The organism is Vibrio sp. B1-2, assembly GCF_963888445.1.
In the GTDB taxonomy this organism is placed as follows: Bacteria; Pseudomonadota; Gammaproteobacteria; order Enterobacterales; family Vibrionaceae; genus Vibrio; species Vibrio anguillarum.
Map to the genome: position 1 here is coordinate 217,513 of NZ_CAWPJH010000040.1, position 12,280 is coordinate 229,792.

Annotated in this window: 11 protein-coding genes; 8 read left to right on the top strand and 3 right to left on the bottom strand. The window is 46.0% G+C overall.

Going from position 1 to position 12,280, the window contains the following annotated elements:
• Positions 1-10 precede the first annotated feature (10 nt).
• From AACQ75_RS12575 to serS, 4 genes are all read left to right on the top strand, one after another.
• On the top strand, positions 11-667 hold the full coding sequence (locus AACQ75_RS12575) for a YecA family protein (RefSeq protein WP_170888745.1): 657 nt from the start codon (positions 11-13) through the stop codon (positions 665-667).
• Positions 668-857: 190 nt separating this feature from the next.
• Positions 858-1,460: an outer membrane lipoprotein chaperone LolA gene (lolA, locus tag AACQ75_RS12580; protein ID WP_170888746.1), complete on the top strand. Its 603-nt coding sequence runs from the start codon at positions 858-860 to the stop codon at positions 1,458-1,460.
• A 48-nt stretch (positions 1,461-1,508) separates the two neighbouring features.
• On the top strand, positions 1,509-2,858 hold the full coding sequence (locus tag AACQ75_RS12585; RefSeq protein WP_170888804.1) for an AAA family ATPase: 1,350 nt from the start codon (positions 1,509-1,511) through the stop codon (positions 2,856-2,858).
• Between the two features lie 102 nt (positions 2,859-2,960).
• Positions 2,961-4,268, top strand: coding sequence for a serine--tRNA ligase (serS, locus tag AACQ75_RS12590; RefSeq protein WP_170888747.1), 1,308 nt, complete (start codon positions 2,961-2,963; stop codon positions 4,266-4,268).
• Between the two features lie 79 nt (positions 4,269-4,347).
• On the opposite strand, the gene bioA is transcribed toward serS, so the two are convergent.
• A complete protein-coding gene (bioA, locus tag AACQ75_RS12595) occupies positions 4,348-5,637 on the bottom strand; it encodes an adenosylmethionine--8-amino-7-oxononanoate transaminase (RefSeq protein ID WP_170888748.1) in 1,290 nt (429 codons plus the stop codon).
• Between the two features lie 134 nt (positions 5,638-5,771).
• Between bioA and bioB the strand changes: the two genes are divergently transcribed.
• Genes bioB through bioD form a run of 4 tightly spaced genes read left to right on the top strand, consistent with a single transcriptional unit; the run spans position 5,772 to position 9,448 of the window.
• A complete protein-coding gene (bioB, locus tag AACQ75_RS12600; protein ID WP_170888749.1) occupies positions 5,772-6,824 on the top strand; it encodes a biotin synthase BioB in 1,053 nt (350 codons plus the stop codon).
• Positions 6,796-7,959: an 8-amino-7-oxononanoate synthase gene (gene bioF / locus AACQ75_RS12605; RefSeq protein ID WP_170888750.1), complete on the top strand. Its 1,164-nt coding sequence runs from the start codon at positions 6,796-6,798 to the stop codon at positions 7,957-7,959. Before bioB ends, bioF begins: the two co-directional genes overlap by 29 nt.
• A 2-nt stretch (positions 7,960-7,961) precedes the next feature.
• Positions 7,962-8,765 (top strand): malonyl-ACP O-methyltransferase BioC, encoded by an 804-nt coding sequence (gene bioC / locus AACQ75_RS12610; RefSeq protein WP_088732660.1) that lies wholly within the window; start codon positions 7,962-7,964, stop codon positions 8,763-8,765.
• Positions 8,762-9,448 carry a dethiobiotin synthase gene (bioD, locus tag AACQ75_RS12615; protein WP_038148451.1) on the top strand — a complete coding sequence of 229 codons (687 nt, stop codon included), beginning with the start codon at positions 8,762-8,764 and terminating at the stop codon, positions 9,446-9,448. The genes bioC and bioD overlap by 4 nt, the downstream gene beginning before the upstream one ends.
• A gap of 61 nt (positions 9,449-9,509) precedes the next feature.
• Here the strand turns inward: bioD and dsbB are convergent, their stop codons facing one another.
• Together dsbB and nhaB are read right to left on the bottom strand one after the other, a co-directional pair.
• Positions 9,510-10,049: a disulfide bond formation protein DsbB gene (dsbB, locus tag AACQ75_RS12620; protein ID WP_069212015.1), complete on the bottom strand. Its 540-nt coding sequence runs from the start codon at positions 10,047-10,049 to the stop codon at positions 9,510-9,512.
• A 75-nt stretch (positions 10,050-10,124) separates the two neighbouring features.
• Positions 10,125-11,714: a Na(+)/H(+) antiporter NhaB gene (nhaB, locus tag AACQ75_RS12625; RefSeq protein ID WP_013856514.1), complete on the bottom strand. Its 1,590-nt coding sequence runs from the start codon at positions 11,712-11,714 to the stop codon at positions 10,125-10,127.
• Positions 11,715-12,280 lie beyond the last annotated feature (566 nt).

Sequence of the window (12,280 nt, forward strand, 5' to 3'; positions counted from 1 at the left end):
AAGTCACTAAATGCAAGAGTTGGTATATAATCCTTGGTCAACCATTTTAACTGTACAGATTTTCATGACTTACTCATTGCTCTCTCTTCCTCAATCAGCTCCTCAATCCGCTCATTTTTTTGAAGGGGCTATTTTAGCATCCAATTTTGCCACTGAGCCGTTAGAACCCACAACTTGGTTAGAACCTTTAGTGGGGGAGCAAGTCAAAGCACTTGAACCAGCGGTGATGGCGCAAATTAATCTGCAATATAACTTGCTCAAACGTAGCGAATATTCGGCGTTAGCCTTGCTAGATAATGCGACTCAGTGGGCTGATTTTGCTGAAGGGTTTATGAGCGTCTGGCCAGTCGTTGAACCGCAATGGTTAGAGACTCAAATTGGTGATGGCAGCCTGCGCATGCTGCAAGCTTTGTTGACCACCTTCATGTTAGCCATCGATGAAACACAAACGCAGCAGCAGATGAGCGAAGCGGGTTTTGTAACACCACCCAGTTTGAGTGATTTTGCTGAGCAGTTGGATGTCATGATCACTGAAGTGGCGTTAATGGCTGATGAATTAATGCTCGGCATGAAAACGCAGCGGGTTAACCCATTTAAAGAGATTGGACGCAATGATCCTTGCCCGTGCGCCAGTGGCAAAAAATTCAAACAGTGCTGTGGCCAGTAAAGTACGCCGCCTGAGGTTTAATCTCAACAAAACGCTGACAAACCCAAGCAAATAAGCCCTTATAAACGAGTTATTCTGATAAATAAGTTGTTCTGATAAGTGAATGCTTCTTAAGAGAAGAGGGCCTTATCAATAAACGTTATAGAAAACGTTATAGACAAAAAATTGTTATCCATGGAGTGTGGTAATCATGAAAAGAGTGTTAGCCCTGTTGCTGTGTAGTTTTTCTGTCGCTGTTTTGGCTGCGCCAAAAGACGAGTTGAGCCAACGCCTCGCGCTGAACGCTGGTTTTAGCGCTACCTTTGCCCAGCAAGTGATCAGCCCTGAAGGTGATATTGTGATGGAAGGTCAGGGGAAAGTTGATATTGTTCGGCCAAGCCTTTTCCGTTGGCAAACGACCGCTCCTGATGAAAACTTACTGGTGTCTGATGGTAAAACCTTGTGGTATTACAGTCCATTTATCGAACAAGTGAGTATTTATAATCAAGAACAAGCGACGGAACAAACTCCTTTTGTGTTGCTGACTCGTAATCGCGCCAGTGATTGGGATCACTACAAGGTTGCACAAAACGGTGATGATTTCACCCTAACGCCAACCGCGGTAGATTCAAACCAAGGGCAGTTTCAGATAGCGATTGATAAGAAAGGGATCGTGAAAGGTTTTAACGTGATTGAACAAGATGGGCAGAAGAGTCTGTTTACGTTTAGCGATGTACAACTAACACCGGCCGCTAAAGCGCGTTTCACGTTCCAGATCCCGCAAGGTGTCGAGGTTGATGATCAACGTAATTGAGATAGGGACTAAGGCGTGAGTAATTATAGTGTGGGTAACTACAGCAGTGTGGGTAACTACCGCTTAGATTTTTCGGGTGATGAAGATTTCCGTCCGTTGGCCGCTAGAATGCGCCCTCAGACGGTTGAGCAGTATATTGGCCAGCAGCACATTTTAGGTGTGGGTAAACCCTTGCGGCGTGCATTAGAGGCTGGTCATATTCATTCGATGATCTTGTGGGGGCCGCCCGGTACGGGTAAAACGACCTTGGCTGAAGTGGCGGCGAATTACGCCAATGCAGAGGTTGAACGTGTTTCTGCGGTGACTTCTGGCGTTAAAGAGATCCGTGCTGCCATTGAAAAAGCACGCGAAAATAAAATGGCGGGTCGACGTACTATTTTGTTTGTAGACGAAGTGCATCGTTTTAATAAATCTCAACAAGATGCCTTTTTGCCACACATTGAAGATGGCACTGTGACTTTCATTGGTGCCACGACAGAGAATCCCTCTTTTGAGCTCAACAACGCTTTGCTATCTCGTGCTCGGGTGTACAAATTAACCTCGCTGGCTAGCGATGAAATTTTGCTGGCGCTCAATCAAGCAATCAACGATGCCGATCGCGGTTTAGGTAAAGTTGCAGCGCAGTTTATGGATAACGTGCTCGAACGTTTGGCTGAATTGGTCAATGGTGATGCGCGCATGTCACTCAATTATCTTGAGCTGCTGTACGACATGGCCGAAGAGAATGCGCAAGGTGAAAAGCTCATTACGCTCAAACTGTTGGCCGAAGTGGCAGGCGAAAAAGTGTCGCGCTTTGATAATAAAGGCGATATTTGGTACGACCTTATCTCTGCGGTGCATAAATCGATTCGAGGTTCCAACCCCGATGCGGCGCTGTATTGGTCGGCCAGAATGATCGCAGCAGGCTGCGATCCACTTTATATCGCTCGCCGTTTATTGGCGATAGCTTCGGAAGATGTTGGCAACGCCGACCCAAGAGGCATGCAGGTGGCGCTCGCTGCTTGGGACTGTTTTACCCGCGTTGGTCCTGCGGAAGGTGAACGTGCTATTGCACAAGCGATTGTCTATTTAGCGTGCGCGCCCAAAAGTAATGCCGTGTATAGCGCGTGGAAGCAAGCCTTAGCTGATGCGCATAATTTGCCAGAGTATGAGGTGCCGCCTCATTTGCGTAATGCACCAACCAGTTTGATGAAAGATCTTGGTTATGGAGCACAATATCGCTATGCCCACGATGAACCGGGAGCTTACGCGGCTGGCGAAAGTTATTTGCCGCCTGAAATGAGCGATACACGCTACTACCAGCCAACAAATCGAGGTTTAGAAACCAAAATTGGTGAAAAGTTAGATTACTTGGCTAGTTTAGATGCAAAAAGCCCACAAAAGCGCTATGAAAAATAGTCTCTTTTCGTTATCTTTGTCGGGTTCAATTTTCTCTACGCGTCGCTCTGATTAGAAAGGGATGCAGGCGCGTTTTTCATAACTAAAAGCATAGGATTAGCAATGCTGGATTCTAAATTACTTCGCACTGAGCTGGATGAAACAGCTGCAAAATTAGCGCGTCGCGGTTTCAAACTCGACGTTGAGACAATTCGTCAACTTGAAGATCAACGTAAGTCCATTCAAGTAGAAGTTGAAAATTTACAATCCTCGCGCAACTCCATCTCCAAAGAAATTGGCCAAAAAATGGCCGCCGGCGACAAAGCGGGCGCAGAAGCAGTCAAGCTACAAATCGGCTCTCTAGGCAGTGACTTAGACGCGAAAAAAGCGCAGTTGAATGACATCCAAGCACAATTGGATGCGATTACTATGTCTGTACCCAACGTACCAGATGAATCGGTTCCTGATGGTAAAGATGAAAATGACAACGTAGAAGTTTCTCGTTGGGGTGAACCTAAAACTTACGATTTTGAGCTCAGAGATCACGTTGATCTTGGCGAAATGGCCGGTGGTTTAGATTTTGCTAGTGCGACTAAAATTACTGGCGCTCGCTTTATCGTGATGAAAGGCCAATTTGCTCGTCTGCACCGTGCGATTGCTCAGTTCATGCTGGACTTGCACACACAAGAACATGGTTATACAGAAATGTATGTCCCTTATCTTGTCAACGCTGACAGCCTGTTTGGTACTGGTCAGCTACCTAAATTTGGTCAAGACCTATTCCATACTGAGCCACTAACTGAAAAAGTGAATGATGAAGAGCCACGTAAACTGTCTCTTATCCCAACGGCTGAAGTACCGGTAACGAACTTGGTGCGTGACACCATTTCTGACGAAGCCGATCTGCCATTGAAAATGACAGCTCATACACCTTGTTTCCGTTCTGAGGCGGGATCGTATGGTCGCGATACACGTGGTCTTATCCGTATGCACCAATTTGATAAAGTCGAATTGGTTCAGATCACGCGCCCAGAAGATTCAATGGCGGCGCTGGAAGAGTTAACGGGTCATGCGGAAAAAGTGCTGAAATTGCTTGAACTGCCGTACCGTAAAGTGGTGTTGTGTGCAGGTGACATGGGCTTTGGCTCTCGCAAAACTTACGATCTAGAAGTGTGGGTTCCTGCGCAAGGCACATACCGTGAGATCTCCTCTTGCTCAAACATGTGGGATTTCCAAGCGCGTCGTATGCAAGCCCGTTTCCGTCGCAAAGGCGGCAATAAACCTGAGCTTGTACACACGCTGAACGGTTCAGGCCTTGCTGTGGGCCGTACTATGGTAGCCATTTTGGAAAACAACCAACAAGCCGATGGCCGTATTGCCGTTCCTAGCGTACTGCAACCATACATGGGTGGCGCAACGCACATCGGTTAATCATGATGTCTTAAACACAGTAAAAAAACCGACTTGCGAGTCGGTTTTTTTATGCATCAATAGTATGTGTCGGTTCTATTTAAGCCCCATCGATTTGAAAGCATTGCGAATTTTGCAATGCCACCGCTACAGCGTTGATCAGTTTTTCAATGTCATCTATTTGGCTAATAAACGGTGGCATCACATAGATTAAACAGCCAAAAGGACGGATCCAGACCCCTTGTTCAACAAATAGCGCTTGAATGATTTCCATATTGGCAGGGCGATGCGTTTCAATCACGCCGATAGCGCCCAGCCAGCGCGTCTCTTTTACCATCTCAAAACGGTTAAGCATGGGCAGTAAATGAGCAAATTGTGCTTCAATACGCTGGGTTTGCTGTTGCCAATCGCCCTGTTCGATGAGCTCTAAGCTAGCGCAGGCGACGGCGCACGCCAATGGGTTAGCCATAAAGGTTGGCCCATGCATAAAGCAGCCCGCTTCGCCAGAACAAACCGTATCGGCGACTTGCTTGGTCGCCAGTGTGGCCGAAAGCGTCATATAGCCACCCGTTAAGGCCTTGCCGACACATAAAATATCAGGCGCGATATTAGCGTGCTCACAGGCGAAGAGCTTTCCAGTACGGCCAAATCCAGTTGCAATCTCATCGGCAATCAGTAGCAAACCATATTGATCGCAAAGTGCGCGCACGCCTTTTAAAAACTGAGGATGATAGATACGCATACCGCCAGCACCTTGCACAATTGGTTCTAAAATCACCGCCGCAAGCTCTTGATGAGCGTGCATTATTTTCTCTCGAAAATCATCGAGATCGCGTTCATCCCACTCATCCCAAAAACCGCAAGTTGGCGAATCGGCAAAAATATGCTGCGGCAAAAAACCTTTGTAGAGCGAATGCATCGAGTTATCTGGGTCAGTGACTGACATTGCGGCAAACGTATCGCCGTGATAGCCATGACGTAAGGTGAGAAATTTCGCTCGTGGTTGACCTTTTGCATGCCAGTATTGCAGCGCCATTTTTAAACTGACCTCCACGGCGACGGAGCCAGAATCGGCTAAAAATACGTGCTCAAGATTGCTTGGCGCTAATGCCAGTAATTTTTTACAAAGCGTAATGGCGGGTTGATGTGTGATACCGCCAAACATCACGTGTGACATTTTATCAATTTGCTGATGCGCAGCGTAATTAAGGTGTGGATGGTTATAACCATGAATAGTTGCCCACCAAGAGGACATTCCATCAATCAAGCGTCGCCCATCTTCCAAATAAATATGGACACCTTGAGCGTGAGTGACGGGATAGCAAGTCAATGGCGTCAGCGTTGAAGTGTAGGGATGCCAGATATGTTGGCGGTCGAAGAGTAAATCCATGATCAGTCCATATTGCTAGGTTTGTTTGAAAATTAACCGTTAGTAAACTTGTGTTTTCTTTGGTTGTTGACAGTTTATCGCTTGTCAGTAGACTAGCCAAGCAACAAAATAATAAAACTGAATAAGGAAGAGATGTGGAAGTTCGTCATAACTGGACCGTTGCTGAGGTGAGCGCACTGGTCGAAAAGCCGTTTATGGATCTACTGTTTGAAGCGCAGCAAGTACATCGTCAATACCATCCCAAAAATTATGTTCAGGTCAGCACGTTACTTTCTATTAAGACGGGGGCGTGTCCTGAAGATTGTAAATATTGCCCGCAGAGTGCGCATTACCGGACTGATGTTGATAAAGAACGGTTGATGGAAGTCGAGCGGGTGTTAGACGCGGCGCAAAAAGCGAAGCGCTCTGGCTCGACCCGCTTTTGTATGGGAGCGGCGTGGAAAAACCCGAAAGCGCGTGATATGCCTCTCTTGAAAGAGATGATCAGTGGCGTGAAAGAGATGGGCTTGGAAACGTGTATGACGTTGGGCATGCTAACGCCTGATCAAGCAAGCGAGTTGGCCAGTGCAGGGCTTGATTATTACAACCACAACCTAGATACCTCACCTGAATACTATGGCAACATTATCACCACCCGAACCTATCAAGATCGCCTTGATACCTTATCGCACGTGCGCGATGCAGGAATGAAGATCTGCTCTGGGGGAATTATCGGTATGGGAGAGAGCGCCAATGACCGCGCTGGTTTGTTGGTGGAATTAGCGAACTTGCCAACCCATCCTGAAAGTGTACCGATTAATATGCTGGTCAAAGTGAAAGGTACACCGTTAGAGCAAGCCGAAGATGTCGAAGCGTTTGATTTTATTCGTCTGATCGCCGTTGCTCGCATCATGATGCCACAATCGGCGGTGCGTTTATCGGCTGGACGTGAAAATATGAATGAGCAGATGCAAGCGCTGTGCTTTATGGCAGGTGCAAACTCCATTTTCTACGGTTGCAAGTTGCTAACGACTCCTAATCCTGATGAAGATAGCGATATGCAGTTATTTAAAAAACTGGGTATCAATAGCCAACAAGTGAGCCAAAAACCGGATGAAATTGCAGAAAGTGAGTTGCTTGAACGTGTCGTAAAACGGGTGGCAGCTCGTCCTACTAAAGATGATCTTTTCTACGATGCCAGCGTTTAATTCACGTATTTCAGCGGCGCTCAGTGCTCGTCGCGATCTTGGGCTTTCTCGCTCTCTTATCGAGCTTGAGGGGGGTAACCAGGTTCGATTGTGCAAAGATGGCCGCCAGTATCTTAACTTTTCCAGTAACGATTACCTTGGCCTTGCGCACGACTCAGAATTGATTGCCGCTTGGCAGCAAGGGCTGAGTATGTATGGTTGCGGTAGTGGCGCGTCTCCTTTGGTCACAGGCTTTAGCTCAGCCCATCGCAACCTTGAAGCTAACTTGTGTGAGTGGCTAGGTTATGAGCGAGCCATTTTGTTTGGATCGGGGTTTAGTGCCAATCAGGCACTGTTGTTTAGCCTGCTCAATAAAGACGATTTGCTACTGCAAGATAAACTTAACCACGCCTCTTTGATGGAAGCAGGAATGCTTTGCGCAGCCAGTATGAAGCGTTTTCGGCACAACGATGTCACTCATCTTAAGCAACAGCTTAACAGCGATAGTCATACATTAGTGGTGACTGAAGGGGTCTTTAGCATGGATGGTGATTGTGCACCGCTGTGCGAAATCACGGATGCACTGCAAGGTGAAGCGTGGTTGGTAGTCGATGATGCACACGGCATCGGTGTGTTGGGCGAGGGTGGGGCCGGCAGTTGCAGTGCGGCAGGAATAAAACCACAGCTCTTAGTGGTGACCTTTGGCAAAGCCTTAGGGTTATCGGGTGCAGCTATCTTATGCAATCAAGAGGTGGGTGACTTTCTTACGCAGTTTGCTCGTCACCACGTCTATTCTACAGCCATGCCGCCAGCGCAAGCTTATGCAGTAACTCATGCTATTTCAATGGTCACTCAGCAGTCTTGGCGCAGAGAAAAACTGACTGAGCTGCAAGCTTATTACGCTGAATCTATGCAAGGTTTCGATGGCTATGTTGAAACGCTAACGCCAATCAAGCCCTACCTTGTTGGTGAGGCGCAAACAGCATTGAATATCGCCGATCAATTGCGACATCACGGGTGTTGGTTGACCGCGATTCGCCCACCAACGGTGGCTCAAGGCCGTGCCCGATTGCGTATCACTCTAACCGCCAACCACACTATTGCTGACATAGATCAACTAACCACACAACTGCAACGTGCGCTAGAGGAGAGCTGAATATGTCACAAACTCATGCGATAGAGATAAATGCGCTGCATGACAAAGCCGCCATTGCCCATTCTTTTAGCCGCGCGGCAAAGCATTATGATGTACATGCCGCTTTTCAACGTGACGTAGGACACCGTTTATTGGACAAAATGCCGCACAGTCTAGTAGGGAAAAGAGTGCTCGATCTTGGTTGTGGTACGGGCTATTTTTCAGAGCAACTGCGGCGTAGAGGGGCGTATGTGGTATGTGCTGACCTCTCCAGTGAGATGCTAGTACAAGCTAAAATACGTTGTGGTGATGTTGGCGTCACCTACTATCAAGCCGATGCTGAGGCGCTTCCGTTCGCCAACGCCTCTTTTGATTACGTTTTTTCTAGCTTAGCGCTGCAGTGGTGTGATGACCTTGTTCTACCACTGCGACAAATTCACCGCGTATTGAAACCACAAGGGATGGCTTATTTTTCGACATTATTGGACGGTTCGCTGTTTGAACTGAAACAAGCGTGGACAAAAATTGATACACATCAACACGTCAATGATTTCATCACACTCAATCAGGTAAAAATTGCGTTAGCGCAATCTCACTGTTACCACCATCAACTAGACTTGCCTTCGATCACAGTTTGGTATGACAAAGCTTTTTCCTTGATGAGAGATCTTAAAGGAATTGGTGCAAATCACGTAAGTGGACGCTCACAAGGGTTAACAAGCCGCAGGGCTCTACTGCAAATTGAGCAGGCATACCAAGCATTTCAAAACCATCAAGGTCTTCTACCTGCAACTTATCAGGTTTGTTTAGGGGTTATACATCGATGATTGATGCATTTTTTATTGCGGGTACGGACACCGACGTTGGAAAAACGGTCGCTTCAAAAGCGATTCTACAAGCATTAGCCGCCAAGGATTTGGTGACTATTGGCTACAAACCCGTTGCCGCTGGTAGCGAAAAAACGGAATTTGGCTTACGCAACTCAGATGCATTACATCTGATGAAAGCGGCAACCAAAGAGATGCCCTATGGTGATGTGAATCCATATTCTTTAGCGCTCCCTACATCACCACATATCGCCGCAAAACATGAACACGTCGAGATTGATTATGGCGTGCTCAGTAGCAAATTAGCTAAGCATAAAGCGAACGCTGACATTGTGTTGATCGAAGGTGCTGGTGGTTGGCGCGTTCCGATCTCTGATACTGACTGCTTGTCTACTTGGGTTAAACAAGAACAACTACCCGTGGTATTAGTGGTAGGGATTAAGCTAGGTTGCTTAAGCCATGCAATTTTAACAGCGGAAAGTATTATTGCCGATGGGTTGAAGATTGTTGGCTGGGTAGCCAACCGAGTGAACCCCGGAACTGAGCATTACGCTGAAATTATTGCAATGTTGGAATCGCGCATTCCAGCGCCTAAGCTTGGTGAAATACCCTATGTGCCAACGGTAAAACGGCAACAAATTGGTAAGTATATTAATGTTGATCCGCTGCTTGCGTCAGAGTAAGCGATGTGAATCAGCCAAAAGGCATCTCTTAGCGAGATGCCTTTTTTGATCAAGCAGGTTATTACCGCAGCTTATTGACGGGGGTTTTCGCGAACTGAGCTAAAACAACAAAAGCGAGCACCAGCAAGTTAGCAGCATAGATGACCACTAGCCACTGTGGCATGGAAAGCGTTAAAAATTGCCATACCACTTTCGAACAGTCACCGTAAGCTTCGAACATCCAAGGTGCCCATTGATTGAGTGGTGCCCAGCTGGGGAAAGTGACAAATAAATCACAAGTGGCAAAAGGAGAAGGGTTGAATTGGTAATCCACATGTTGCATAGCTAAGGTCAAACCTTTATAAGCACTGGCTCCCCAAGTAACGAGTCCAATCCAACGAACAATCGGATTATTGGGTGCGATTAAGCCAAGCAGAGCCGCTCCGCCAATTCCTAGCATCGCCACACGTTCATAAATGCACATCACACACGGTGCGAGCATCATGATGTGCTGAAAAAAAAGCGCACAAGCCTCAAAAAAAACCACAAAAAGAAGTAATAAAAACCAAGATTTTCTCGATTGAGAGAACAGTTTCAGAGTAGAAAAAAAAGTCACATTCAATACCTGTAAAGAATAAAAAGCCCTGATAGTTCAGAGCTTTTTAACTTAGATAAGTTTCATTATCAACCGAATATTTTAATGCCCGGCAGAGATGGCTTGAACTGCTTTGGCTGAATGGTGCGTAATCCACCCTAAGTCATAAAAATGCGCAGTCATGGGTTCAACTAAGAAGACAATGCCAAACAGGCCAACTAATGCCAATACAATCGTGTAGGGCAGAGCCATGATGACCATTTTGCCATAAGAAAGGCGGATCAATGGTGCAAGTGCTGATGTTAATAAGAATAAGAAAGCGGCTTGACCGTTTGGTGTTGCTACTGACGGTAAGTTCGTACCTGTGTTAATCGCGACAGCCAATAAATCGAATTGGTCACGCGTGATAACACCTTCTAGTAGCGCTGTTTTGACTTCATTAATATAGACAGTGCCAACGAAAACGTTATCCGAAACCATCGACAAAAGCCCGTTAGCCACATAGAAGAGAGCAAGCTGAGCCCCTTTATCTTCAACATTCAACACAGCATCGATAACTGGCTTAAAGAGTTGTTGATCGATAATTACGGCTACGATGGAGAAGAATACCGCCAGCAGAGCCGTAAAGGGTAGGGCTTCTTCAAATGCTTTGCCTAGCGAATGTTCTTCTATCACACCAGTAAATGCTGTCGCCAAAATAATAACTGAAAGACCAATCAATCCCACTGCCGCTAAGTGCAGTGCCAATCCAACAATCAGCCAGACAGCAATAGCGCCTTGGATCCAAAGTTTTGCGACGTCTTGATTGGTTCGATTTTTGCGCTCAGCCGTGTCAAAATCGACCAGAATTTGACGAACGTTAGCGGGTAATTCTGCGCCGTAACCAAATAGCTTCAGCTTTTCAACTAACACACAGGTCAAAATACCACAGAGAAAAACAGGTACGGTTACCGGAGACATACGGATGATAAACTCGCCAAAAAACCAACCTGCTTGATCGGCGATGATCAAGTTTTGTGGTTCACCAACCATGGTCATCACCCCGCCTAAAGCGGTACCTACGCCAGCATGCATCAGTAGTGAGCGCAAAAACGCACGATAGTTTTCTAAGTCATCACGTGTTAGTTCTGAGATATGCTCATCTTGAGTATGGTCATGAGCGGAGCTTGTCCCTTGTCCCGATGCCACTTTGTGATAAATCGAGTAAAACCCAACGGCGACACTGATGACCACGGCAATAACTGTTAAAGCATCCAAAAATGCAGACAGGAAAGCAGCTGTAATGCAAAAGGCGACCGAAAGCATCGCTTTTGAACGAATACCAAGGAGTATTTTGGTGAAGATGAACAGCAATAGCTGTTTCATGAAATAGATACCAGCCACCATAAACACCAGTAGCAGCAGAACTTCGATGTTATTCACAAGCTCATGTTTGACTTGCTCTGCACTGGTCATCCCAATGGCGATAGCTTCGATAGCCAGTAAGCCACCAGGTTGCAGGGGATAGCATTTAAGCGCCATCGCTAGGGTGAAAATGAATTCAACCACAAGTAGCCAACCAGCAATAAATGGGTCGACCAAAAAGAAAACAATCGGGTTGATAATGAGAAAAGCAATAATGGCAACTTTGTACCAGTCAGGGGCTTTACCAAGAAAGTTCTTGAGAAAAGCGCTTCCGAGGGACATCGGCATGGGTAGTTCTCTTACTGTTGAGATGATAGACGCTGTCAGCTTATCTTTAATTCATTATGTGAAGTGGCCAAATAGAACGTGTTAAACACGAAAACAGTATCTATCGGCAATGTTCTAGCGAAACAACAAACCGTTTAGGGATTATGGTTTTACCAAGACACTCCTTGAGTGAGACAAGCAATCCTTACTTCGACCGTCACTCTACTCCGCAAGCTTTTTTAGTCAATAATAATCAGGTTATTGATAAAACACTTACCGATATTTTGGTCAAAAACGCGATCAAAGTTGGGTAAGCATAGCATAAGAGTTGTGAAAAATTCACGCTGAGCCGTATTTTGAAGTGGAGTTAAGGTAATAGGCATCTAAATGACTAAAAAGAGCGAATTTTGCAAGCTTAAATTGATTATTTTAAGTTTATTAATGTGAGTTATATCTCTTTATTTTTTCTACTCTTATGTGTTCTTCCTTTTGAAGAACTGTTAAAAATTACTATTTCATTGACTCGGTATTGTTCATAAACAAGATGAATAAATTAGAGTTTAAGCTCTATTTTGTTTGTGATAACT

Coding starts and splice junctions, on each gene's coding strand:
- bioC (WP_088732660.1), top strand. CDS start 7,962: ATGTCACAAACTCATGCGATAGAGATAAATGCGCTGCATGACAAAGCC.
- AACQ75_RS12575 (WP_170888745.1), top strand. CDS start 11: ATGCAAGAGTTGGTATATAATCCTTGGTCAACCATTTTAACTGTACAG.
- bioD (WP_038148451.1), top strand. CDS start 8,762: ATGATTGATGCATTTTTTATTGCGGGTACGGACACCGACGTTGGAAAA.
- nhaB (WP_013856514.1), bottom strand. CDS start 11,714: ATGCCGATGTCCCTCGGAAGCGCTTTTCTCAAGAACTTTCTTGGTAAA.
- bioF (WP_170888750.1), top strand. CDS start 6,796: ATGATCTTTTCTACGATGCCAGCGTTTAATTCACGTATTTCAGCGGCG.
- lolA (WP_170888746.1), top strand. CDS start 858: ATGAAAAGAGTGTTAGCCCTGTTGCTGTGTAGTTTTTCTGTCGCTGTT.
- bioA (WP_170888748.1), bottom strand. CDS start 5,637: ATGGATTTACTCTTCGACCGCCAACATATCTGGCATCCCTACACTTCA.
- serS (WP_170888747.1), top strand. CDS start 2,961: ATGCTGGATTCTAAATTACTTCGCACTGAGCTGGATGAAACAGCTGCA.